Below are 20,993 nucleotides of genomic sequence, written 5' to 3'. Positions count from 1 at the left end.
CTAGAATTTGTAGACCGCGCGGGCATTGCTGTTGAATATCTTGCGTCGCTCGGCCTCGGTCAGCGGCGTCTTGAAGGCGTAGCGCGCGTCGTCATAGTCCCAGTGCGGATAATCCGACGAGAACAGCAGCCGGTCGATGCCGACCCATTCGATCAGCTGACGCAGATGCCTGGCTTCATCGGGCTCGTCGATCGGCTGGGTCGTGAACCAGAAATGCTCCTTCACATATTCGCTCGGCCTGCGCTTCAGATGCGGCACCTCGCTGCGGAAACGCTCGAAGTGCTGGTCCATCCGCCACATCGTCGCCGGGATCCAGCCGAAGCCGCCCTCGATGAACACGATCTTCAGTTTCGGGAAACGCTCCGGAACACCCTCGAGCACCAGGCTCGTGAGGTTCGAGGCCACCGTGTGGGCGTTCGACTGATGCTCCTCGCAATAATAGGACGGCCAGCCGCCGCCGGTCGGCGCATGCCCGCCATAGCCGCCGACATGGATTCCGAGTGGCAGATCGAGCTCTTGCGCGCGGTCATAGATCGGCCAGTAGCGGCGGCGGCCGAGCGGCTCGTTGGCGCGCGGCGAGACGTTGATCTGGATGTACTCGCCGGTCTTCGCACAGCGGTCGATCTCGGCAAGGCCGAGGTCGGAGCCGTCCTGCCCGACCAGGATCGAGGCCTTCAGCCTGGGATCGCGATGCGCCCAGAACGCGAGCTGCCAGTCGTTGATGGCGCGCTGGATCGCGGCGCCGAATTCAAGGTTCTGCTGCGAGAAGATGAAGAGGTCGAGCACCTGCAGGATGCCGAACTCGACATCAAAGGGATCGAGGTGCTGCTTGCGCATGAAATCGAGGTCGGAGCCCGGTACGCCGCCGGTCGGCGGCCAGGCGTCGCGGCGTGCGATAAGCGGCGAGGAGCGCGGATACGGCGTGGTGCCGATATAGGGCGTGCGCAGATGGCTGCCGTATTCCTTGAGATGCTGCTGCCAGCGCTTCGGCAGAAACTCGTTGAGGTCGCTATGCGAATGGATGCTCGGATGGATGTCGCAATCGATGATCTTCAGCCGCGTCGCGGCGGTCTTCTCCTGATCGAGCATCGGGCGGTCGATGACGTCACTCATGCGATCCTCCTTTGAATTGAGCCGGTGTGGCCGTCACCTCTCCCCATCGGGGAGAGGTGTGGCACCATCGATGTGGCGTCAAATCGCATCATGCCTCACGCATCAAGCTTCAAACGCGGAAAGGTTTCGAGCGGGTTGTCAGCGCACATCCGCTCGACAAGACTCTTCGGCAAATGCGGCGGGACCGGATCGTCGCCGTCGAACTGCCAGTGCGGGTAGTCGGATGCGAACAGGAACATCTTGTCGGAGCCGATCTGATCGATGATGTCGGCAACGCCCGTCGCGTCCAGCGGTGCATCGAACGGCTGCATGGTGACGCGGAAATGGTCGCGGATGATCGCGGCCGGTTCGCGCTCCACCCATGGCACCTCGACGCGGACGCCGCGCCAGGTCTTGTTGGCGCGCCACATGAAGGCGGGCAACCAGCTAACCCCGGACTCCATCAGCACCACGGTCAATCCCGGATACTTCCCGAACACGCCCTCATAGATCAGGCTCAATGTCTGAGCCTGGAACGCCTGCGCTTCGGCGAGATAATATTCGTAGCGATAGGACGGCCAGCCGATCGAGCTCGGCGCGCCGCGATAGGCGCTGCCGGCGTGGATCGCGATCGGCAGCCTGTGTTTCTCCGCGGCCTGATAGATCGGCCAATAGTGCCGCCGCCCGAGCAGCATCTCGCCCTGCGAGGGCACCAGCACCGAGACGAACCTGTTATCGCCGGCGCGGCGCTCGATCTCCTCGACGGCGAGATCCGGCGCCTGGATCGGCACCACGATCGAGGCGCGCAGCCGCGTGTCCCTGGCAAGCCATTCGGCCGCGATCCAGTCGTTGATCGCCTTGCAGAAGTCCGCCGCCATGTAGGGATCGAACACCGCCTGCGCGCCGTAGACGACATTGCAGATGGCATGGCTGGCGCCGAGCTGGTCGAATGCGCCGCGCTGCACCATGGCAAGATCGCTGCCCGGCTTGCGGCCGTCGGCCGGCCGCCAGTCGGCACGGCCGGACAGCGGCATCGACGGCGGGTAGGAATTGAGATCGAGCCCGTCGATGGCGCGGCTGACCACCTGTTCCTTCCAGTGATCGCTGAGGTAAGGCAGCAGCGTGGTGCGCGTTCCCCCCACCGCGGGATGGATGTCGCAGTCGATGCGCGTGGCCGCCATGATGCTCCCTAGAAGTTCCGTTCCCCGGATTGAGCGTCTTGTCTTGCTTGTTGGCGGCACCGCTGCCGCGGATCCGACTGTGCCGCCGATGGCGCGATCCTGCAAGCGGGTCCACGCGGGGCCGCCCTGCCCTGTGCGCGCAGCGGCCCTCACGCGAAGTTGCGGGATCGCGTGTGAACGGCATCACCCATGCGCGTCGTCAGACATGCTAGCGATCTCGCGGCGCGGAAAGAGCGGATACAGGAGATGGGAATGAGACTTGGAATGAGCCTTGGCCGACTGACGATCCTCGCATGTTCAATGTCGCTGGCCTCGTCCGCCGCATGGGCCGCGCCCGCAACCACCTCCGGCTCGGTCGCGCTGGCGCTCGCCGGCGTCGTGGCGCCGTACTCGCGGCTGCCGGCCAGGGAGAAGAAGGCGGTCGCCGCGTTCTTTGGCGGCGACAGCAGTGTCCGCATCACGAAGAAGATCACCGTCATCGCCGACAAGGTGGTCTGCCGCGCCAGCAATGTCGACATCACCTCGCGCTCCTGCGCGCTGACCTTCGGCAGCAAGACCCACACCGTGAAGGGCAGCGAGGCCAACGCAATCTACGCGACCGTGGCGCTGGCCGGCGTTCCCGGCGACGGCGCCGCCGGCACGATCTACGAGGCGCTGTCGAAATTGTCCTGCACGCTCGATCCCAAGGTGATCAAGGACAAGGCCGGCGGCGGCGCCGACTGCAGCTTCGAGCCGGGGAATTAGTCCGGGCTCAAGCTCCGACGACGACACCGAGCCTCGCGGCGACGCGGCGAGCGGTTTCCTCCCGCTGCGCCGTGATCGCGCGCACGGACTCGCGCGACTGCTGCAGGATTTCGGCTGGCGCTGTTTCCGGCGTGCCGCTGTCGAACGGCGGCTCCGGCGCATACACCATATAGAGCTGAATCGCGCGCGCGGCATCGTCGCCGCGCAATTCGGCCGCGAGCCGCAAAGCGCCATCGATGCCTGCCGTGACTCCGGCGGTAAAGACAAAGCTTCCGTCCACCACCACGCGTTCGTTCACCGGCGTCGCGCCGAAGAACGGCAGCAAATGGAACGACGCCCAATGCGTCGTCGCCCTGCGCCCCTTGAGAAGGCCCGCCGCTCCGCAGATCAGCGCACCCGTGCAGACCGAGAAGATGCGGCATGCCCCCGCCGCCTGCCGCCTGATCCAGCCGAGCACTTCCGCGTCCTCCATCAGGGCTTGCTGACCGAAGCCACCCGGCACATGCAGCACGTCGAGCGGCGGCGCCTCGGCCAGTGTCGCATCGGGCGTCAGCCGCAATCCCTTGATGTCGCGGACCGGCTCGGCGGTCTTGCCGTAGATGCGGTAGGTCGAATTCGGAAGCCGCGACAGCACCTCGAACGGGCCGGTCAAATCGATTTGATCGACGCCTTCGAACAGCAGTGATCCGATCCGCAAGTGGACATCGTGAGCAATCATCGCACTTCCCTCAAACTTCGCGTGAACTTTCCCAGCACTATGGACAAAGCAAATCTAGCGCGGCACGCTTCGGCGATGACGCCAACCAGCCCACGTTTCTCGCCAAACGGCCGCCGCCTGATCGAAGTGCTGGCTTATCCGGCGGTGCAACTGCTCGATGTCACCGGGCCATTGCAGGTGTTCGCATCCGCCAATGCGCTGGCGGCAAGGGCAGGCAACGCCGAACCTTACGAGGTCCGCGTCGTCGCCAAGCATGGCCCGACGATCGAGGCATCGGCCGGTGTCGGGCTCGCCGTGCACCCATTGCCCGCCATCGGCACTGCGGTCGACACGCTGGTGATTCCGGGCGGCGACGGCGTCAACGCAGCGGCGGCCGATCGCGCCTTGGTGGACTGGGTGCGCGGACGCGCCGGGCAGGCACACCGCACCGCATCGGTCTGCACCGGCGCGTTCCTGCTTGCTGCATCGGGCGTTCTCGATGGCCGTCGCGCCGCGACGCACTGGCAGTTCTGTTCGGAACTCGCCGAGCGCTTTCCCGCTGTTCGCGTCGAGTCCGATCCGATCTTCGTGCGCGACGGATCGTTCTGGACGTCGGCCGGCGTCACCTCCGGGATCGATCTCGCCCTCGCCCTGTTGGAGGAGGACCTCGGCCGCGCGGCGGCGCTCGCCGTCGCGCGCTATCTCGTGGTGTTCTTCAAGCGGCCGGGCGGACAGGCGCAGTTCAGCGAAATCCTGTCGCTGCAAACGACGGACAATAGATTCGGCGCGCTGCATGACTGGATCAGCGGCCATCTGGCCGACGACCTCTCGCTGTCGACGCTGGCGAAGCAGGCCGGCATGAGCGAGCGCAGCTTCAGCCGGCACTACGCTGATGCAACCGGGTTGACGCCGGCACGCGCGATCGAGCGATTGCGGGTCGAGGGCGCCCGGCATTTGCTCTCGGAGACGCGCCTGCCGGTCAAGCGGATCTCGCAGCGCTGCGGCTTCGGGTCCGAGGAGACGATGCGCCGCAGCTTCCTGCGCGTGCTGTCGACCACACCGCAGGATTACCGCGCCAGATTTGCGCGCTGAACCACACGCCGGCCGCAGGGTCGACGTGCAATGATTGACGCCCGGGAGAGAAGCAGGTCAGCCCTTCCAGGCATGCGCCTGCAATCCCGCTTCCAACGGCGGATTGGTCACGCTGCCGGTGTAGTTCGTGATGGTCGATGCCGCCACGATGGTGATCACTTCAAGCACGAGATCCTTGTAGAACCCGGCCGCCAGGAAGCGTTCGATCTCCTCGTCGTCGAGCCGCCCGCGCTTTTCGATCAGCGACCGCGCCAGAGTCGAGAGCGCGCCGAGGGTCTTGTCGGCAGGCGAGCGGCCGGCACGCATCGCATCGACGTCGGCGGGATCGAGGCCGGCCTGCAGGCCGAGCGCGGAATGCAGTGCGACCGCCCAGGTGCAGCCATTGGTCACCGCATCGGTGAGCAGCACGGTCTGGATCTGCTGCTCGGTGAAGCTGCCGCCATGCACCTTGTCGAAGATGCCGATGAAGCTCTGGATCAGCACCGGCGACGTCGCCATCGTCGCCGCAAGGTTCGGGATCATGCCGAACCGCGCCTCGACGTCACGCAACGCGGGTTTTGAGGCTTCCGGTGCGGAGTCGAGCGTATGGACAGGAAAACGTGCCATTGAAACTGCCTTTCACTGTGGTGATTGAACCCGAGGCCGCCGGACGCAACTGAGCCGTTGCGATCGATATGCGGGCGAGCGAGTTCGATGCAGGCTATCTAGCCGCGCCCCGGCGCACGCGTTCGCCAAACTCCCCACATTCCGCGCCATCCCGGTGGCAGTGCCGGGCACGCTGATGTTCCACTGTCATTGCGAGCGAAGCGAAGCAATCCATGTTTCCGCGCAACGGATAGATGGATTGCTTCGTCGCTGTCGCTCCTCGCAATGACGGTTGCAAGTGCCGCTTAGACGCCGGCGCGGTCCTTCACCCGCCGTGTCACGATGGCGAGCAGGCGGCCGAGCGTGCCGCCGGCGGGGCCCTTCTTGCGCACCAGTGCGAGCGGGGCGACGAGGCCGGTGGCGCGGTCGAGGCGGAGATAGGCGACGCCTGCGGTCTCCAGCCGCGCCATCGATTCCGGCACGATCGAAATGCCGAGCCCGGCCGCGACGAGGCTCAGCGTCGACACCATCCGCGTCGCCTCCTGCGCCACCTTCGGGCTGAAGCCCGCTGCGCGGCAGGCCGCGATGATGCTGTCATAGAGGCCCGGTCCGGTCGGGCGGCGGTACAGGATCAGCGACTCGTCGGCGAGCGACGTCAATGAGATCCGCCGGCGCGGGTCCTTGCGGGCGCGCGGATGATGATCCGGCAGCGCCACCAGCATCTCCTCGTCGAGCAGGTGCGTGACCGTGAGGTTCTCCAGCCGCTCGCTCGGCGAACGCACGAAAGCGGCATCGAGCCGGTCGGCCGCGACGGCCTCGATCAGCTCGCCGGTCGAAGCTTCTTCCAGCGACAGCGTGATCGCCGGCGTGCGCTCGCGCATTTCGCGCATCACGCCGGTGACGAAGGGATGGAACGCGGCCGACGAGGTGAAGCCGATCGCAAGCTGTCCTTCCTGGCCGCGGCTCGCGCGGCGCGCGGCCTCCACCGCGAGCTCGGTGTCGCGCAGGATCGTGCGCGCCTTGGCGACGAAAGCGCGCCCGGCGGCGGTCAGCTCGACCCCGCGCGGCTGCCGGCGGAACAGCGGCGCGCCGATCGCGGCTTCCAGCGCGCGGATCTGCTGGCTCAGCGGCGGCTGCTGGATGCCGAGCCGCGCGGCGGCACGGGTGATATGGCCCTCCTCGGCGACCGCGACGGCATAGCGGAGATGGCGCAGCTCGATCATCGGCGATCCATATGTGATAGATATGCGAATTCCCTTATCCATATATTGGATATTTGGCACGCGGCCAACTAAAGTCGGGTCAACAACGAACCGGAGCCGCCCCGCCGATGGACGCCATACCCGCCGCACGGACCGCCAAGCATGACGCACCTGACGTCGGCGAGTTGTTCACGGGCTTCTTCATTCTCGGGCTGACCGGTTTCGGCGGCGTGTTGCCGCTGGCGCGTCACATGATGGTGGAGAAGCGCCGCTGGCTGACCGGTGCCGAGTTCACCGACCTGCTCGGGCTCTGCCAGTTCCTGCCCGGCGGCAACATCATCAACATGTCGGTGGCGGTCGGGCTGAAGTTTCGTGGCATTCCCGGCGCATTCGCTTCGATCCTCGGCCTGATCGCGGTGCCGACCGCGGTCGTGATCGGCCTCGGCGTGATCTATGGCCGCTTCGCCGACGATCCGGTGGTGCGTCATCTGTTCGGCGGCCTCGCCGCTGCGGCAGCCGGGCTCCTGATCTCCACCGCGATCAAGATCGCCTGGCCGTTGCGGCGCGATGTGCTCGGCCTGTTCATCGGCGCGCTCTGCGTGCTGGCGATCGCGGTGTTCAGATTGCCGCTGCTGCCGACCTTGTTGACGCTCGCGCCGCTCAGCATTTTCCTCCGATCGAGGCAGGCGTCATGACCGCAACCCTCGTCACGCTCGCACTGATCTTCGCCGAGCTCTCGCTGCTCGCCTTCGGCGGCGGCAACACCATCCTGCCGGAGATGCAGCGTCAGGTGGTCGACGTCAATCACTGGATGACGGCCCAGGAGTTCACCGCGCTGTTCGCGCTGGCGCAGGCCGCGCCCGGGCCGAACATGATGGTGGTGCCGTTGGTCGGCTGGCACGTCGCCGGCTTCTCGGGTGTGCTGGTGACCTCGCTCGCCAAGTTCGGGCCGTCGTCGCTCGTCACCGGCTTCGCGCTGCGGCTCTGGGAACGCTTCAAGGACCGGCCGTGGCGCCGCACGGTGCAGGCCGGGCTGGTGCCGGTCACCGCCGGCCTCGTCGCCGCCAGCGCCATCGTCATCACCCATGCATCGGTCTCGGGCTGGGGTACGGTGCTGATCGCGGCCGGCGTCGCGATCGCGACCACCACGACCCGGATCCATCCGCTGCTCGCGCTCGCCGCCGGCGCAGTGCTCGGCCTCACCGGCATCGGCCAGCCCTGACGACAGGCTGTTGGCGATGGCGCATGCGCGCTTTCGCCGCAATGGATGCGACGTCATCAGCGGCTATGTTGATCGTGCCATGATCGACACCTTGAGCATCGACACCCGTATTGCGCGCCTCGGTTTGCGCGCCGGACGTCTGCACGCAGGCACTTAGCCGGCCGGCGATCGCGCGCCGTCCGGATTCTCGTCGTCGTCAATTCATAACCCATCAAATCATTCGGCCTGTCGCGTCGCGCGAGACATCCGCGCGCCGGCAGCGCCGCGCCTGCGATCAACCGCTGAGATCATCGATATGACCCGAACCATTCAGAACGACTTCACCGCTGCCGCATTGCCGCCGATCGTGATCACCGCGAGCGAGGCGCAGCGCCTCAGCGCGCTGGCCGATTCCAGCATGGCGGTGTTTCCCCGCGTGGCCCAGTTCCTCGCCCGTGAGACCGACCGCGCCCGGGTCGTCGCCGACGATTCCGAACTCCCGGACGTGGTCCGCATGGGCGCGCGCGTGCGCTACCGGGACGACGAGACCGGCGACGTCAGGGAAGTCGTGCTGGTGTACCCGCACGAAGCCGACATCGCGCTGCGGCGCATATCGGTGCTGACGCCGGTCGGCGCCGCGCTGATCGGGCTTTCGGTCGGCCAGACGATCGATTTCCAGACGCCGAGCCACCAGACGCGCGCGGTGACGATTCTGGCCGTGAAGCAGCAGAGCTAGCGGCGTGTAAGGGAGCCACCGGCGGCAGGGTTCCCTCTCCCCTTGTGGGAGAGGTTAGGGAGAGGGGTGCCACACGGCACACAGCAACATGCATACGCAATTGCGCGGTTAGTGACCCTATCAATGATCTCGTCCGGGCCACCCCTCTCCCCACCCTCTCCCACAAGGGGAGAGGGAGCCTGACCAGTGTGCTCACCTCACCGACTCGCAACGACAAGCGCAGACACCTACGCCGCCAAATGGCACTGCCCCATTTCGAGGCCGTGCCGGCGTCCGCGCGCGATGCCTTCGGCGATCGCTTTCACGACGATCTCGGCATCATCAGGCGACAGATGGTCGAGCGGCTGCCAGGCGCGCAGGATGTCGCGCGCGCGATCGAGGTCGCCATAGATCGCAAGGACGGGAAGCGATTTGATCGGCATGTGCGTGGCTCCCAATCGCAACTGCGCGAGCCTAGCCCACCTCGATCCGCCGAGCCATGCGTTCGGCAACCGCGATCGCACGCTTTGCTGATCGCCGATGCATGGCGAGGGCGCGTGCCGCCCCCGCCAACACGTCGCGTGGTTATTCTGCGCCGGAGCCGCCCTGCACGATCTTCTCGTTCAGCTTCTGGTCGACGGTCTCGACGGTACGGTCGATCTCGGCGCTGGGCCTGCCGAGCTGGTGCGAGATCAGCTTCACCAGGAGATCGACGCGCTCGATGAACGGCGCGCCGGCGGCGACCGCGCGGGCGGCCGAGGACGGCTTGAGCAGGCTTTCCGCCGCCTTGGCGTATTTCGCGAACGGCACCTGATCGGCAGGATCGGCGCCGAGCTTGCGCGCGATGCCGTCGACATGGTCGTAGATCGCCTGCGAGCGCGCGAGATCGCTGTGGACGGCGTCGCGGATCGATTGCGGCTCGGTCGGCGTGATGCAGCGATAATTGCCGGTCAGCAGCATCGACCACTTCGCCAGCGGCACGAACAGCGAGTCGAACACTTTCAGCTTCACCGGTACGTCCTGGCCATCGAGCGTCACCGCGTCGATGTCGGCTTCGAGCTCGCGCAGCACCTTGTTGTGCTTGTCGTCGGCGAAGGCAGAGGCCTTGAAGTTGGTGGGCAGGCCGACATGCAGCACGTTGGCCTTCTCCTCCGGTGGACGGAACGCCTGCGGATCCGGCGAGCACAGCGTGACGAGGCCCGGCTCGAAGCGCTCCCAGACCTGCGCGTTGGTGTAGGCCTCCTCGAGGTCCATGCCGGCGAGCGCGGGGATCCGCTTCAGATACGGCAGCGGTGGCATGTTCATGATCGACAGGCACGGCAGCTTCGCCGCCGCGATCTTGATCATCAGCACGCGAACCGTGTGGTTGGTGTATTGCGGCTCCTGCATCGCAAGGCCGACCATGTCGTAGCGCGACACGTCGACATCGGCGGGCGTGACGGCGTCGAGCTTGCCCGGCAGGTCGCGCGAGAAGATCGAGCGATGCTCTTTCTCGTCACGGAGCTTGATGCGGACCTCCGTGCCCTCGCGGTTGATCAGGTCGGCGGTGTTCCTGCGGCACACCAGGGACACGTTGTGCCCCGCCATCAGAAGCTTGGTCCCCAGCAGGGAGCCGTAGGAAGCCCCAAGGATCAGAATGTTGCGCGCCATGCTCTCTCCAAAAGCCGCTGGTGTATGGTATACCAACGTCTATTGCAGATCGACAAGCGGCTGCCAAGGGGATTATCTCGCGTGCGGGCTTCGTTCCGCGATCAGGAAGGGCATCCGAGCTTGCAAGTCGCCGCCGACCCGACGGATCGGGCTGAAGAAATCCTCCTCTCAGCTTCCCGGCTGTTTGCCCGCCACTCCTATGCGAATGTGACGATGGAGCAGGTCGCGGCGGCGGTAAGGGGCGTGCCGGGCGCGCTGTACCACTATTTCCGCGACAAGGAAGATCTGATCTTCCACTGCTATCTGCGGGGACTTGCGATCTACCGGCACGAGATCGAGGCGGCCACCGAACCCGGCATCGACGGGCTCGAGATCGTCAGGCGCTTCGTGCGCGGCCGGCTGCGGCCCGAGGGCCAACGCATGATCCTGTTCACCGATATCGACGCGCTGGCTGCGCCCTACAGCAGCGAGGTTCATGCCGGGCGCTGGCAGAATGCCGCGCGGCTTGCGGACATTCTGGATCGGGGCGTAGCCGACGGCTCGATCGCCTGCGACCAACCGCTGCTCACGGCGGTGGCGCTCATCTCCATCCTGGACTGGGTGCCGTTCTGGCTGTCCGAACGCGACTATTACACGCGCCAGCAGGCGATCGATGCCATCGACGACATCATCACGCACGGCGTCTACCGGCGCGAGATCGCGGTGCCCGAGATGCCCGAACCGCTCAGTCTCGCCCCGTTCCTGGAGTCGCGCGCGGCGTTGAACAAGCGGGCCGCGAAGTTCGATCGGATGCTGTCGATTGCCTCCGACAGCTTCAACCGCAGGGGCGCGTCGGGCACGTCGCTCGAGAGCATCGCCGCGGATGCCGGCATGACCCGCGCCGGCATCTACTATCACTTCAGTGAGAAGGAGAGCCTGCTGCTGGCGTGCCTGCGCCGCGGGCTCGCCGGCGAGGTCAGCATTCGCGAGCACCTGCAAGAGCACAGCCTCGGCGCCTTCGATCATATCGTGCAGCGGATCCGCCTGCTGTTGATGCTGCACGACACGCCGTGCGGCCCGAAGGCCACCTACCACAACATCAACTATCTCAACGAGGCCGACCGGAAAGCCTATGTCGCAGATGTGCTGGCGACGATCCGGCGGGATCAGGACAGCTATCAGCGCTGGATCGACGAGGGCCGCTTCCGCCGCATCGATACCTATTTCGCAGAGCGCATCCTGACCGGAATGGGCCATTGGTATCCGATCTGGTTCAAGACCAGGCGAGACTGGTCACCAACCCAGATCGCAGATCATTTCGCGCGGTTGTTTCTCGCGGGTCTCAAGCCGCGTCGGCATCGGTAGCAATCCCGGTTTTCTCCTTCCCCCTGAAAGGGGGAAGGTCGGGATGGGGGTCGGCCGCAGCCGACGCTGTATGCGGAGAGAAGAACCCCACCCACTTCGCTCTGACGAGCGAAGCGACCTCCCCTTTTCAAGGGGAGGTTTAGAGACGAAAGGACGCTGGTCCGGAACCGCGAACAAGGATGAGTCTCATCCAAAAGTTTACTGCCAGTTCAAATTTTGGCCGCCTCTCGACGCCAAATAGCCTATAACATCATGGTACCGCCCGCTAAAACTTGACGCAGTATTCAAAGCGAAAGTTGCGAAGGCGCGGCAATTGGGGTTATGAGACGGCCTCGATCGCTCAAGATCAAGAAACACAAGCAAGGGAGGAACGCAGGATGCATAGGCTGATCGTTGCCGCCGCGGCAGCGCTGACGGTGTTGGGAGGCGCGGCGTCCGCGCAGGAAACCCTCAAGATCGGCTATATCGATCCGCTCTCCGGCGGCGGCGCCAGCGTTGGCGAAGGCGGCCTGAAGACGTTTCAGTATCTCGCCGACGAATTGAACGCCAAGGGCGGCATCCTCGGCCACAAGGTCGAGATCGTCCCGCTCGACAACAAGACCAATCCGCAGGAAAGCCTGGTGCAGGCGCAGAAGGCGGTCGACGCCGGCATCCACTACATCACCCAGGGCAACGGCTCGTCGGTCGGTGCGGCGCTGGAGGATTTCGTCACCAAGAACAATTCGCGCAACCCCGGCAAGGAAGTGCTGTACTTCAACTACGCCGCGGTCGATCCGAGCATGACCAACGAGAAGTGCAGCTACTGGCACTTCCGCTGGGACGCGAACTCGGACATCAAGATGGAAGCGCTGACCAACTACATGAAGGGCCAGGCGTCCATCAAGAAGGTCTACCTGATCAACATGGACTACTCGTTCGGCCAGTCGGTGCGATCAACGGCGCGCAAGATGCTGGGCGAAAAGCGGCCGGACATCCAGCTGGTCGGCGACGAACTGCACCCGATGCTCAAGGTCACCGACTTCTCGCCCTACATCGCCAAGATCAAGGCCTCGGGCGCCGACACTGTCGTGACCGGCAATTGGGGCCAGGACTTCGCGCTGCTGCTGAAGGCCGCGGCCGACGCCGGCCTCAAGGTCAACTGGTACACCTATTACGCCGGCGGCGCCGGCGGGCCGACCGCGATCAAGCAGACCGGCCTCGAGAACCAGGTGTTCCAGATCAGCGAAGGCGTCCCGAACTCCGGCAACAAGGCGGCGATGGATTTCGAGAAGGACTTCCGCGCCAAGACCGGCATTTCCGTGTGGTATCCGCGCGCGGTCAACGAGATGCGGATGTTCAAGGCCGCCGCCGAGAAAGCCAATTCGATCGATCCGGTGAAAGTTGCGGCCGCCCTCGAGGGCATGAAGTTCGACGTGTTCGACGGCGGCGAAGGCTTCATGCGCAAGGACGACCACCAGTTCTTCCAGCCGATTTACATCTCCTCGTTCGGCTCACTGACCGACAAGGCCAAGGAGCCGTTCGACGAAGAGAACACCGGCTGGGGCTGGCACATCGTCTCCAAGATCGACACCGATAAGACGATGCTTCCGACCACCTGCAACATGAAGCGGCCCTGATCGGCCGCCGCAAGGCACCTCCGCGACCACAGGGTTGCGGAGGTGTTCGCCTGCCGGCAGCGTCGTGGTGTCGGGGCTCATTTCATCGACAGGTTATTGATCACGTGAACCGTTCCAGTCTCAAGCGGGTGCGCCGTGGCTGAGCTCATCGTTATCTCGACGCTCAACGGCGTCCTGTTCGGCATGCTGTTGTTCCTGCTGTCCAGCGGGCTCACCGTCATCTTCAGCATGATGGGCGTGCTCAACTTCGCGCATGCGAGCTTCTACATGCTGGGCGCGTTCTTCGGCTTTCAGCTCACCCGCTGGATCGGCTTCTGGCCGGCGCTGGTGATCGCACCGCTCCTGGTCGGCGTGGTCGGCATGGGCGTCGAGCGCTACGGCCTGCGCAACACCCACAAGCACGGCCATGTCGCCGAGCTGCTGCTGACCTTCGGCCTCGCCTTCGCCATCGAGGAAATCGTCTCGATGATCTGGGGCAAGAGCCCGGTCGACTATCGGGTTCCGGCAGCGCTCGACTTTCCGGCCTTCACCGTGTTCTCGACCAACTACCCCGCCTACAAGATCTTTATGCTGGTGGTCTCGGTCGTGATCTTCATCGCGCTGCTGGTCACGCTGAAGCGGACGCGGGTCGGCCTGATCGTGCAGGCCGCGCTGACCCATCCGAGCATGGTCGGCCATCTCGGCCACAATGTCGGCCGCGTCTTCATGCTGGTGTTCGGCGTCGGCAGCGCGCTGGCGGGCCTCGCCGGCGTCATCGCCGGTCCCTCGCTGGTGACGCAGTCCGACATGGCCGCGCTGCTCGGCCCGATCCTGTTCGTCGTCATCGTGTTCGGCGGCCTCGGCTCGCTGCCCGGCGCCTTCATCGCCTCGCTCCTGATCGGCCTGATCCAGACCTTTGCGGTCGCGCTCAATGGTTCGCTCGCCAGCGTGTTCGGCCCGCTCGATCCGAGCCTCGGCCCCTCGCCGCTGACCGACATCTGGAACGTCACGATCGCGCAGATCGCACCGATCCTGCCCTATCTGCTGCTGGTGCTGGTCCTGATCTTCCGCCCCATGGGCCTGTTGGGGACGCGCGAGTCATGAGCAACGCCGCTATCCCCACCTCCGCCGCGACCAAGGAAGAGTCCGCCAGCGCCCTCAGCTTCTACGGCATCTGGCTGATCGCAGCGGCCGCGCTGGTCGTGCTGCCGCTGATCTTCTCCTCCGGCGGCTCACTGACCTCGTTCAGCCTGATCGGCATCGCGATCATCTTCGCGCTGTCCTACAACATCCTGCTCGGCCAGACCGGCCTCTTGTCGTTCGGACACGCGGTGCAGTACGGCCTCGGCGGCTTCCTCGCCGTCCATGCCATGAACGCGGTCGCGAGCCACAACTGGCCGATCCCGCTGCCGGCGATCCCGCTCGTCGGCGGCATCGGCGGCATGGCCTTCGCAGTGCTGGTCGGCTGGGTCATGACCAAGCGCGCCGGCACCGTGTTTGCGATGATCTCGCTCGGCATCGGCGAGCTGGTCGCCTCGTCGTCGCTGATCCTGCGCAGCGTGTTCGGCGGCGAGTCCGGCGTCACCACCGACCGCACCTCGCTGATGCCGCTGTTCGGCTGGACCTTCGGGCCGCAGATCCAGGTCTATTACCTGATCGCATTCTGGGTGATGATCTCAGCGATCGCCATGTACGCGCTGACCCGCACGCCACTCGGGCGCATCTGCAACGCGGTGCGCGACAATCCGGAGCGCGTCGAGTTCATCGGCTACGATCCGCATGTGGTGCGCTATCTCGCCTACATGTTCGCCGGCTTCTTCGCCGGCATCGCCGGTGGGCTGACCGCGATCAATTTCGAGATCGCCAACTCGGCCTATCTCGGCGCAACGCAATCGGGCCTCGTGCTGTTCTCCGCGTTCATCGGCGGCACCGCCTATTTCTTCGGTCCGATCCTCGGCGCCATCCTGGTGACCTATCTGCAACTCGGGCTGACCAGCGTCACTTCGGTCTGGCAGCTCTACTTCGGCATCATCTTCATCTGCATCGTGATGTTCGCACCCGGTGGCATCGCCGGCATCCTGATGAAGCACCGTCCGCTGATCCGCGCCGGCACGCTGGGCACCGTGATCCCGTCCTATCTGGTCGCGGCGATCCCGACGCTGGCGCTGGCGCTCGGCATCATCCTGACCATCGAGACCGTCGCGCGCTTCTCCGGCGGCGACGCCATCAATCTGCTCGGCATCCCGTTCGCCGCGACGGCGCCGACGACCTGGGTAACTGCTGCGGTTCTGCTCGTCGGCGGCTTCCTGGTCGCGCGCATCACCTGGCGGCGCGTCGCCGAAGCGTGGGATCGCGCCGCGACGGTGGCCCGTGATCGGGGGTATCTGGCATGACCGCCGCCATCCAAGTCAACGCCGTTGAGAAGAGCTTCGGCAACGTCCAGATCATCCGCGACCTCAATCTGAGCGTCGCCAAGGGCGAGCGTCACGCCATCATCGGCCCGAACGGCGCCGGCAAGTCGACGACGTTCAACCTGATCTCCGGCCACATCAAGCCGACCTCGGGCGAGATCCGCCTCAACGGCGAAGTCACCTCGGGGCTCAGACCGTTCGAGATCAACCGGCGCGGCCTGTCGCGCTCGTTCCAGGTCACCAACGTGTTCGCCCACATGACGGTATGGGAGAACGTCCGCTGCGCGGTGCTGTGGGCGACCGGCCACCGCTACGCGTTCTGGAAGAACGTCGACACCCTGCCCGAGGTGAAGCAGCGCACCGCCGAGATACTCGACGACATCCATCTCAGCCATCGCCGCGACGTGCCGGCGGGCCTGCTCACCTATGCCGAGCAGCGCGAACTCGAGATCGGCATCACGGTCGCGGGCGGCGCCAGCGTCATTATGCTGGACGAGCCGACCGCCGGCATGAGCCACGCCGAGACCGAGCGCGCCGTCGCGCTGATCCGCCGCCTCACCGAAGGACGCACGCTCGTGATCGTCGAACATGACATGAGCGTGGTGTTCGGTCTCGCCGACCGCATCTCGGTGCTGGTCTACGGCCACATCATCGCCTCAGGCACGCCTGAGGAAATCCGCGGCAATCCGAAGGTCAAGGAAGCCTATCTCGGCGAGGAGGTCGACTGATGCTCGAGGTCAGGAATCTCCACGCCTACTACGGCAAGAGCCACATCCTGCAGGGCGTCGATCTCGACATCGCCGCCGGCGAGGTGGTCAGCCTGCTCGGGCGCAACGGCGTCGGCCGCTCCACGACCGTCAAGGCGATCATGGGCGAGGTGCCGCCGCACGGCACCATCCGCTTCAAGGGCCAGGACATCGCAGGCCTGCCGAGCCACAAGATCGCCCGCCTCGGGCTCGGCTATGTGCCGGAGCATCGCGACATCTTCCCGAGCCTGACGGTGCGCCAGAACCTGATCCTCGGCATCAAGGACCCGCGCCGCCCCGGCAAGTGGCGGCTGCAGGAGATGCTCGACATGTTCCCCAACCTCGCCCGCCGCGCCGACACGCCGGCCGGCGTGCTGTCGGGCGGCGAGAAGCAGATGCTGACCACCTGCCGCACCCTGCTCGGCGATCCCGAATTGATGATGATCGACGAGCCGACCGAAGGCCTCGCGCCGCTGATCGTGCAACAGGTCGGCGAGCTGATCGCGCGAATCGCGAAAGCCGGCGTCGCTATCCTCTTGGTCGAGCAGAAGCTGTCGATCGCGATGAAGATCTCGAACCGCGTCTACATCATGGGCCACGGCCGCGTGGTGTTCGAAGGCACGCCCGATCAGCTCAAGGCGAACGCCGCCGTCCGCGAGGAATGGCTCGAGGTGTGAGGCTCGTCAAGCCGGCACGCGGGCGGGCTTCCTGAATTCTGCGGTCTCGGCACGAACCAGGTCGCAGAATTCGAGCGCAAGGCGGCTGCGCGGCCGCTGCGACGGAAACAGCAGCACGGTGGTGAGCTCCAGCCGCGGCGCGAACGGCTTGAGCACGATCCGCGTGCTGGCAAAATCCCGCGCCACGACGGGATCGACGATCGAGAAGCCCAGCCCCTGCGCAACCAGCGCGCAGCGCTGCATGCTGTACTGAATCTCCGCCACCGTCCTGACCTCGGCCCCGGCGTCCTCGAAGGCGCGTTCGAGGCGCGTTCGATGCGGCGCGCCCGGGGCCGGCGCAATCATCGCCTCGCCGTGCAGGTCTTTTGGCATGATCAATCGCTTGGATCGCAGCCGGTGCTGACGCGGCAGCACGCAGATGGCGTCGGTCGTCATCAGCAATTCGTCGTCGACCGCTGCAAAACCCGACTGGGGCCGCGCCAACCCGACGTCGCACTGGCCCGCAGCAACCAGGCTCCAGACCCGTTCAGGGCTGTGCACGGCGACCGACAGCATGATGCCGGGGTTTTTCCTGGAGAAGCTGCTGACGATCCGCGGCATCAACGAATAGGTGAATGCCGGAAGGCAGGCGATCCTCAGCGTCCCGCTGCCCCGCGCGCGAATGCCGCGCGCCGCACGCGCCAGATATTCCAGCCCGGCCTGGTTGCGCTTCACCTCGTGCAGGAAGATCTCGCCTTCCGGCGTCAACGTGACGCCGCCGCGCCCGCGTTCGAACAGCGCGAAGCCGATCTCGCGCTCCAGCCGCGCGATGGCGCGACTGACGAAGGGTTGCCCGATCCGCAGGCTCAGCGCCGCCTTGGTGATTCCGTTGTGACGCACGACCTCGCGAAACAGGTCGACGTGTCTTGGATTCAGGGACATGACCAATCCGCATATGAACTGCCAATCCGGTCATTTGACGGCATGCTGGTTCGATGCGTCAATAGGGCATGCAATTCGCAGACAGCCATGCCGCCTTGGCCACCGACCGCATCCTGCTGACCAGGATCGACTGCTCCGGGATCTCGCGGGTCAAGCCACTCGGCGACGCCGGCATGCTTCGGCAGCTCGATCGCGGCGGCTCCAGCCAGGCGGTGGCCGCGCGCCTGGCAGCCACGCTGAGCTGCGCGAACGTCACGGCCGCGTTCGCGATCGAGGACGCTGGATCGGGCGACATCATTGGCCTCACTGCTGTCGCGGCGCACGAGCCGCAGGAGAAGCGGGCGACGCTAGCGCCGATCTGGAGCAGCGGACGATTGGACGAGGTCGTGCTCATCAGCCACGTCGCGCATCTCATGACGCGGTACGCGTTCGAGGTGCTCGCCGTCGAGCGGGCCGAGGTGCATCTGGATTGGCGCTTGCGGCGTACGCTCGAGCTTTACGCCGGCCTCGGCTTCCGCTGTGAGGGACGGCTTCGCGCCTATTTTGCTTGCGACGAAGGTCCTTCCGCCGATGCTGCGGTCCTCAGCGTGGTACGCTCCGGATGGCCTGTCATCGCCGACCGACAGCGCCGGCTCCTTGCCAATGAGGCGTGGTGCTGTCGGCTTCCGTCCGATCGTCCGCCATAGCGCAATGAGGCGTGAGGCGCCGCGGGGCAGCATCAGGGGACGATCTTCATCCCAACAGCGAAAGGATGGTAACACCCCGTCGCGGGCTCGACCGAGCGCCGGAGCATCGCATCGCGACATCTTCCCGAGCAGAACACGCGTGCCCATCGGATCATTGCCGATCATGGTCCACGGATGCCTTTGGGCCCGGGCTGTTGATCCGGATCAATAGGCAATACCAACCACTTGATATCCATGCTCGAAATCCGAAAGGGTTGCGAGATGCGAACGAATTTCACGCTACCTGAACTGGAGCAAGAGCTGCGCCGTCTTCACGATGGTGCCGTCCACCACCTGACGCGGCACGATTACAGGCGGCTGTTCGGCGATAACGATGTGGCGGTAGCTCGATTGCGAAATTTCGCAAAGAGTCACGGCTGCGTGGCGAGCTTTGCCGACGAGCAAATATTGTTGCGAAAGCTGCTTCGACGTGTCGAAGGCAGCGCGTCCGCCAAATAGGCAACGGGCTCTGCGCGTCAGGGCCCATTCAAGCCTTCTGCCTCTCGTGGCGGGTGCATCAAGATCAAGCCAACCAGGCACTCTGATGATCGTCTTGAGGACAGCGTCGGCCGCGTCTTCCGGAAGGCCACCCCGCACTTGACCTCGACGCTTCGGCTCAGCTCTAATGCCTCGTCGCTCTTGGCTGGCGCTGACGGCGTGTCTGGAGAAAGCCGATTTCGAAGAGCAAGAGATTTGCCCGATGGTCCGCGGACGATGACAGAGAGCTGCTGAGGTCGTGTGCCTCTGGAATGCATCCCCGGCTGCTGGCTGACGCGTTCGGGCGAACCGAGACCGCGATCAAGGCCCGCCTCGCTTTGCTTTCCAAGCATCCGCCGTGGGCTGAGCTGTCGCCGGAGACTGACAACCTCTCGAAACCCGAGAACGATAGCTGGATAGCGGATCAAGGCTTTGTGAGCGCTTGCCGCCAGCCGCTCGCGACGACCCGGCGCGAACGCCTGCGTGCAATCGGACTGAAGGGACTGCAGCGTAGCCCCACAGCCAGGGCAGTCCCTGAAACGACCGTATCGGAGGATCGCCAGTCCGCTTCTGCAGCTCGCACCGACCAGAGACCGATCGAGGTTGCCCGGGAGTGGCTTCGCGAACGGCAGGCGCACCTGCAACTGACCAATCAGTTCACCCGCAACATGCTCGCACGGACGGCGGAGCGGTTGCGGCTATCCCGCGCAATCTTGAGCCATCCTCTTCCGCCCATCATCAAGCGCGCAGCGATGCGGATCGAGCCGGGCGGCCAATGAGCGCGTACGGTCAACCGGCTTCGCGCGGGGCTTTGGGCGGATCGGACATCGGGCGATAACCGCCCGGCTGCGCCACGGCATCGGCTATTGGTCCGAAGCGGGCGCGTCAGGACGTCGCTCGCGCGTTCAACTGTGCAAATCGTGCCAGAAGATTGGTGTTGCCGAGGCGGAATTCGACCACCGAGATTGCCCCCGTATTTGTACGGGCCGGCACCATCCGAATTTTGCCACCTCACCGGCCCTATGTTAGCGTGGAACCTAGTCCCCGGCACAGTCGATCGGCGAACACATGGCAGACGACGGCAACCGTTTCCCCGAAAACCTTGGGAAACGGGTCCGCAAGGCTCTCCAGGCGTTTTCGACCGACGAGCTTCGTCAGCTTCTGGCTGAGATCGAGCGCACCTTGCGTGTCCATTCGTCACACAATTCGATTGATGATCCGGGAAGTCGTCGTCCGCATCCGGCCAGAGCTCGCCAATCTGAACTGCGACTCGTGGGAGGCGCCTACATGGACAAGTATATCGCGCAGGCGAACATCGATCATTATCTGGGCCTGCTGAAGGATCCGGATGTTCCGGGCGACACCAGGACGACGATCACCAAGCTGCTGCTCGCCGAGGAAGACAAGTTGGGCCACCAAAGAGAGCAGCTCGAATTTGCCGAAAGCAGGGCCGCTGCATGCCGGCAACGCGCGGACCGTCAACGGCGGCTGATGAATGCGTTTGCTCCGGGCTCGACCGATCGGATGCAGGCCGAAAGGCTGCTCGTCAATTTCGACGCGCTCACGCAGTTTGTCGAAGGCTGCTGTCACCAGATGCGCCGCAAGGCAAATGAAAGCTCGCTTTGAGCTGCCGGTCTCCGCTTGGTGAATCGTATCGGGATTCAACTGAAAAGTAGTTCGAGATGGACCGCGTGATCCTCGAGCAATACCTCGCCCTCGCAGAGCGGCACGCCGCCCAGGGCAGGCAGCATGTTGCCCGGCAGGAGAACCTGATCGCGGAACTTGACCGGGACGGGCACGATACCACCGAGGCCCGCAAGGTGCTCGACACATTGCGGATCACGCAAGCGCTGCACGAACAGGACGTCGAGCGCATTCTGGGCGAGCTGACGAAGTAAGGCCGATCGCGCCGGGCCTGTTGCCGTCCGGAGGTGCAGC

The 20,993-nt window shown here is 65.1% G+C and carries 25 protein-coding genes; 17 read left to right on the top strand and 8 right to left on the bottom strand.

All coding sequences use genetic code 11. The features are described 5' to 3' along the window. Nucleotides 1–1,113 carry an amidohydrolase family protein gene (locus tag AKN83_RS10785; protein WP_050405850.1) on the bottom strand — a complete coding sequence of 371 codons (1,113 nt, stop codon included), beginning with the start codon at nucleotides 1,111–1,113 and terminating at the stop codon, nucleotides 1–3. 95 nt (nucleotides 1,114–1,208) lie between these two features. Next, entirely contained in the window at nucleotides 1,209–2,273 is a 1,065-nt protein-coding gene (locus AKN83_RS10780) for an amidohydrolase family protein (protein ID WP_050405849.1), read from the bottom strand. A 300-nt stretch (nucleotides 2,274–2,573) separates the two neighbouring features. On the opposite strand from AKN83_RS10780, the gene AKN83_RS10775 reads away from it, so the two are divergent. Continuing rightward, the gene (locus AKN83_RS10775) at nucleotides 2,574–3,017 is read left to right on the top strand and encodes a hypothetical protein (RefSeq protein ID WP_083992005.1); all 444 of its coding nucleotides are present in this window, start codon (nucleotides 2,574–2,576) and stop codon (nucleotides 3,015–3,017) included. Nucleotides 3,018–3,024: 7 nt separating this feature from the next. Here AKN83_RS10775 and AKN83_RS10770 read toward each other — a convergent pair whose 3' ends face one another. Then, nucleotides 3,025–3,735, bottom strand: a complete 711-nt coding sequence (locus AKN83_RS10770) for a DJ-1/PfpI family protein (protein WP_050405847.1) — start codon at nucleotides 3,733–3,735, stop codon at nucleotides 3,025–3,027. 75 nt (nucleotides 3,736–3,810) lie between these two features. Here AKN83_RS10770 and AKN83_RS10765 point away from each other — a divergent pair, with 75 nt between their 5' ends. Continuing rightward, nucleotides 3,811–4,806 carry a GlxA family transcriptional regulator gene (locus AKN83_RS10765; RefSeq protein ID WP_050405846.1) on the top strand — a complete coding sequence of 332 codons (996 nt, stop codon included), beginning with the start codon at nucleotides 3,811–3,813 and terminating at the stop codon, nucleotides 4,804–4,806. A 57-nt stretch (nucleotides 4,807–4,863) separates the two neighbouring features. Here the strand turns inward: AKN83_RS10765 and AKN83_RS10760 are convergent, their stop codons facing one another. Together AKN83_RS10760 and AKN83_RS10755 are read right to left on the bottom strand one after the other, a co-directional pair. Further along, complete coding sequence (locus tag AKN83_RS10760; protein ID WP_050405845.1) at nucleotides 4,864–5,412, bottom strand: carboxymuconolactone decarboxylase family protein; 549 nt, start codon at nucleotides 5,410–5,412, stop codon at nucleotides 4,864–4,866. Nucleotides 5,413–5,696: 284 nt separating this feature from the next. Then, complete coding sequence (locus AKN83_RS10755; protein ID WP_063695289.1) at nucleotides 5,697–6,614, bottom strand: LysR family transcriptional regulator; 918 nt, start codon at nucleotides 6,612–6,614, stop codon at nucleotides 5,697–5,699. Between the two features lie 107 nt (nucleotides 6,615–6,721). Here AKN83_RS10755 and AKN83_RS10750 point away from each other — a divergent pair, with 107 nt between their 5' ends. From AKN83_RS10750 to rnk, 4 genes are all read left to right on the top strand, one after another. Next, a complete protein-coding gene (locus AKN83_RS10750; RefSeq protein ID WP_050405843.1) occupies nucleotides 6,722–7,288 on the top strand; it encodes a chromate transporter in 567 nt (188 codons plus the stop codon). Then, nucleotides 7,285–7,815 carry a chromate transporter gene (locus tag AKN83_RS10745; RefSeq protein ID WP_050405842.1) on the top strand — a complete coding sequence of 177 codons (531 nt, stop codon included), beginning with the start codon at nucleotides 7,285–7,287 and terminating at the stop codon, nucleotides 7,813–7,815. Before AKN83_RS10750 ends, AKN83_RS10745 begins: the two co-directional genes overlap by 4 nt. Nucleotides 7,816–7,825: 10 nt before the next feature. Then, nucleotides 7,826–7,972, top strand: coding sequence for a hypothetical protein (locus tag AKN83_RS39535; protein WP_157113310.1), 147 nt, complete (start codon nucleotides 7,826–7,828; stop codon nucleotides 7,970–7,972). A 138-nt stretch (nucleotides 7,973–8,110) separates the two neighbouring features. Further along, entirely contained in the window at nucleotides 8,111–8,530 is a 420-nt protein-coding gene (gene rnk / locus AKN83_RS10740) for a nucleoside diphosphate kinase regulator (protein ID WP_063695288.1), read from the top strand. 227 nt (nucleotides 8,531–8,757) lie between these two features. Here rnk and AKN83_RS10735 read toward each other — a convergent pair whose 3' ends face one another. Further along, nucleotides 8,758–8,952 carry a hypothetical protein gene (locus tag AKN83_RS10735; protein WP_050405841.1) on the bottom strand — a complete coding sequence of 65 codons (195 nt, stop codon included), beginning with the start codon at nucleotides 8,950–8,952 and terminating at the stop codon, nucleotides 8,758–8,760. A gap of 142 nt (nucleotides 8,953–9,094) precedes the next feature. Continuing rightward, the gene (locus tag AKN83_RS10730) at nucleotides 9,095–10,159 is read right to left on the bottom strand and encodes a ketopantoate reductase family protein (RefSeq protein WP_050405840.1); all 1,065 of its coding nucleotides are present in this window, start codon (nucleotides 10,157–10,159) and stop codon (nucleotides 9,095–9,097) included. An 81-nt stretch (nucleotides 10,160–10,240) separates the two neighbouring features. Between AKN83_RS10730 and AKN83_RS10725 the strand changes: the two genes are divergently transcribed. From AKN83_RS10725 to AKN83_RS10700, 6 genes are all read left to right on the top strand, one after another. After that, the gene (locus tag AKN83_RS10725) at nucleotides 10,241–11,503 is read left to right on the top strand and encodes a TetR/AcrR family transcriptional regulator (RefSeq protein WP_172803522.1); all 1,263 of its coding nucleotides are present in this window, start codon (nucleotides 10,241–10,243) and stop codon (nucleotides 11,501–11,503) included. Nucleotides 11,504–11,880: 377 nt separating this feature from the next. Further along, complete coding sequence (locus AKN83_RS10720; RefSeq protein ID WP_050405838.1) at nucleotides 11,881–13,119, top strand: branched-chain amino acid ABC transporter substrate-binding protein; 1,239 nt, start codon at nucleotides 11,881–11,883, stop codon at nucleotides 13,117–13,119. A gap of 135 nt (nucleotides 13,120–13,254) precedes the next feature. After that, complete coding sequence (locus AKN83_RS10715) at nucleotides 13,255–14,202, top strand: branched-chain amino acid ABC transporter permease (RefSeq protein ID WP_021078464.1); 948 nt, start codon at nucleotides 13,255–13,257, stop codon at nucleotides 14,200–14,202. Further along, nucleotides 14,199–15,491, top strand: a complete 1,293-nt coding sequence (locus AKN83_RS10710; RefSeq protein WP_050405837.1) for a branched-chain amino acid ABC transporter permease — start codon at nucleotides 14,199–14,201, stop codon at nucleotides 15,489–15,491. The genes AKN83_RS10715 and AKN83_RS10710 overlap by 4 nt, the downstream gene beginning before the upstream one ends. Continuing rightward, a complete protein-coding gene (locus AKN83_RS10705; RefSeq protein WP_050405836.1) occupies nucleotides 15,488–16,237 on the top strand; it encodes an ABC transporter ATP-binding protein in 750 nt (249 codons plus the stop codon). Before AKN83_RS10710 ends, AKN83_RS10705 begins: the two co-directional genes overlap by 4 nt. Next, the gene (locus AKN83_RS10700; protein WP_050405835.1) at nucleotides 16,237–16,932 is read left to right on the top strand and encodes an ABC transporter ATP-binding protein; all 696 of its coding nucleotides are present in this window, start codon (nucleotides 16,237–16,239) and stop codon (nucleotides 16,930–16,932) included. The genes AKN83_RS10705 and AKN83_RS10700 overlap by 1 nt, the downstream gene beginning before the upstream one ends. Before the next feature lie 6 nt (nucleotides 16,933–16,938). Here AKN83_RS10700 and AKN83_RS10695 read toward each other — a convergent pair whose 3' ends face one another. After that, on the bottom strand, nucleotides 16,939–17,853 hold the full coding sequence (locus AKN83_RS10695) for a LysR family transcriptional regulator (RefSeq protein WP_050405834.1): 915 nt from the start codon (nucleotides 17,851–17,853) through the stop codon (nucleotides 16,939–16,941). 68 nt (nucleotides 17,854–17,921) lie between these two features. Between AKN83_RS10695 and AKN83_RS10690 the strand changes: the two genes are divergently transcribed. The 5 genes from AKN83_RS10690 to AKN83_RS10670 all read left to right on the top strand — a co-directional run bounded on the left by AKN83_RS10690 (nucleotide 17,922) and on the right by AKN83_RS10670 (nucleotide 20,953). Continuing rightward, nucleotides 17,922–18,539, top strand: coding sequence for a GNAT family N-acetyltransferase (locus AKN83_RS10690; RefSeq protein WP_050405833.1), 618 nt, complete (start codon nucleotides 17,922–17,924; stop codon nucleotides 18,537–18,539). A gap of 261 nt (nucleotides 18,540–18,800) precedes the next feature. Beyond that, nucleotides 18,801–19,037: a hypothetical protein gene (locus AKN83_RS39530; protein ID WP_157113309.1), complete on the top strand. Its 237-nt coding sequence runs from the start codon at nucleotides 18,801–18,803 to the stop codon at nucleotides 19,035–19,037. Nucleotides 19,038–19,327: 290 nt separating this feature from the next. Then, on the top strand, nucleotides 19,328–19,834 hold the full coding sequence (locus AKN83_RS10680; protein WP_050405831.1) for a hypothetical protein: 507 nt from the start codon (nucleotides 19,328–19,330) through the stop codon (nucleotides 19,832–19,834). Nucleotides 19,835–20,123: 289 nt separating this feature from the next. Beyond that, nucleotides 20,124–20,681 carry a hypothetical protein gene (locus tag AKN83_RS10675; protein ID WP_050405830.1) on the top strand — a complete coding sequence of 186 codons (558 nt, stop codon included), beginning with the start codon at nucleotides 20,124–20,126 and terminating at the stop codon, nucleotides 20,679–20,681. Nucleotides 20,682–20,737: 56 nt separating this feature from the next. Further along, a complete protein-coding gene (locus tag AKN83_RS10670) occupies nucleotides 20,738–20,953 on the top strand; it encodes a hypothetical protein (protein ID WP_050405829.1) in 216 nt (71 codons plus the stop codon). Nucleotides 20,954–20,993 lie beyond the last annotated feature (40 nt).

The sequence above is a fragment of the Bradyrhizobium embrapense genome, assembly GCF_001189235.2.
Classification (GTDB): Bacteria; Pseudomonadota; Alphaproteobacteria; order Rhizobiales; family Xanthobacteraceae; genus Bradyrhizobium; species Bradyrhizobium embrapense.
The sequence above is the reverse complement of the archived record's forward strand: the minus strand, read 5'-3'. Positions and strand labels throughout refer to the sequence as shown.

Excerpts from the sequence above, each read along its gene's own strand:
- AKN83_RS10760 (WP_050405845.1), bottom strand. The coding sequence starts at position 5,412 with ATGGCACGTTTTCCTGTCCATACGCTCGACTCCGCACCGGAAGCCTCA.
- AKN83_RS10780 (WP_050405849.1), bottom strand. The coding sequence starts at position 2,273 with ATGGCGGCCACGCGCATCGACTGCGACATCCATCCCGCGGTGGGGGGA.
- rnk (WP_063695288.1), top strand. The coding sequence starts at position 8,111 with ATGACCCGAACCATTCAGAACGACTTCACCGCTGCCGCATTGCCGCCG.
- AKN83_RS10680 (WP_050405831.1), top strand. The coding sequence starts at position 19,328 with ATGCATCCCCGGCTGCTGGCTGACGCGTTCGGGCGAACCGAGACCGCG.
- AKN83_RS10745 (WP_050405842.1), top strand. The coding sequence starts at position 7,285 with ATGACCGCAACCCTCGTCACGCTCGCACTGATCTTCGCCGAGCTCTCG.
- AKN83_RS10700 (WP_050405835.1), top strand. The coding sequence starts at position 16,237 with ATGCTCGAGGTCAGGAATCTCCACGCCTACTACGGCAAGAGCCACATC.
- AKN83_RS10765 (WP_050405846.1), top strand. The coding sequence starts at position 3,811 with ATGACGCCAACCAGCCCACGTTTCTCGCCAAACGGCCGCCGCCTGATC.
- AKN83_RS10775 (WP_083992005.1), top strand. The coding sequence starts at position 2,574 with ATGTCGCTGGCCTCGTCCGCCGCATGGGCCGCGCCCGCAACCACCTCC.
- AKN83_RS10670 (WP_050405829.1), top strand. The coding sequence starts at position 20,738 with ATGGACCGCGTGATCCTCGAGCAATACCTCGCCCTCGCAGAGCGGCAC.
- AKN83_RS10730 (WP_050405840.1), bottom strand. The coding sequence starts at position 10,159 with ATGGCGCGCAACATTCTGATCCTTGGGGCTTCCTACGGCTCCCTGCTG.
- AKN83_RS10750 (WP_050405843.1), top strand. The coding sequence starts at position 6,722 with ATGGACGCCATACCCGCCGCACGGACCGCCAAGCATGACGCACCTGAC.
- AKN83_RS10735 (WP_050405841.1), bottom strand. The coding sequence starts at position 8,952 with ATGCCGATCAAATCGCTTCCCGTCCTTGCGATCTATGGCGACCTCGAT.
- AKN83_RS10785 (WP_050405850.1), bottom strand. The coding sequence starts at position 1,113 with ATGAGTGACGTCATCGACCGCCCGATGCTCGATCAGGAGAAGACCGCC.
- AKN83_RS39530 (WP_157113309.1), top strand. The coding sequence starts at position 18,801 with ATGCGAACGAATTTCACGCTACCTGAACTGGAGCAAGAGCTGCGCCGT.
- AKN83_RS10710 (WP_050405837.1), top strand. The coding sequence starts at position 14,199 with ATGAGCAACGCCGCTATCCCCACCTCCGCCGCGACCAAGGAAGAGTCC.
- AKN83_RS10770 (WP_050405847.1), bottom strand. The coding sequence starts at position 3,735 with ATGATTGCTCACGATGTCCACTTGCGGATCGGATCACTGCTGTTCGAA.
- AKN83_RS10690 (WP_050405833.1), top strand. The coding sequence starts at position 17,922 with ATGCAATTCGCAGACAGCCATGCCGCCTTGGCCACCGACCGCATCCTG.
- AKN83_RS10755 (WP_063695289.1), bottom strand. The coding sequence starts at position 6,614 with ATGATCGAGCTGCGCCATCTCCGCTATGCCGTCGCGGTCGCCGAGGAG.
- AKN83_RS10695 (WP_050405834.1), bottom strand. The coding sequence starts at position 17,853 with ATGTCCCTGAATCCAAGACACGTCGACCTGTTTCGCGAGGTCGTGCGT.
- AKN83_RS10705 (WP_050405836.1), top strand. The coding sequence starts at position 15,488 with ATGACCGCCGCCATCCAAGTCAACGCCGTTGAGAAGAGCTTCGGCAAC.
- AKN83_RS10675 (WP_050405830.1), top strand. The coding sequence starts at position 20,124 with ATGGCAGACGACGGCAACCGTTTCCCCGAAAACCTTGGGAAACGGGTC.
- AKN83_RS10720 (WP_050405838.1), top strand. The coding sequence starts at position 11,881 with ATGCATAGGCTGATCGTTGCCGCCGCGGCAGCGCTGACGGTGTTGGGA.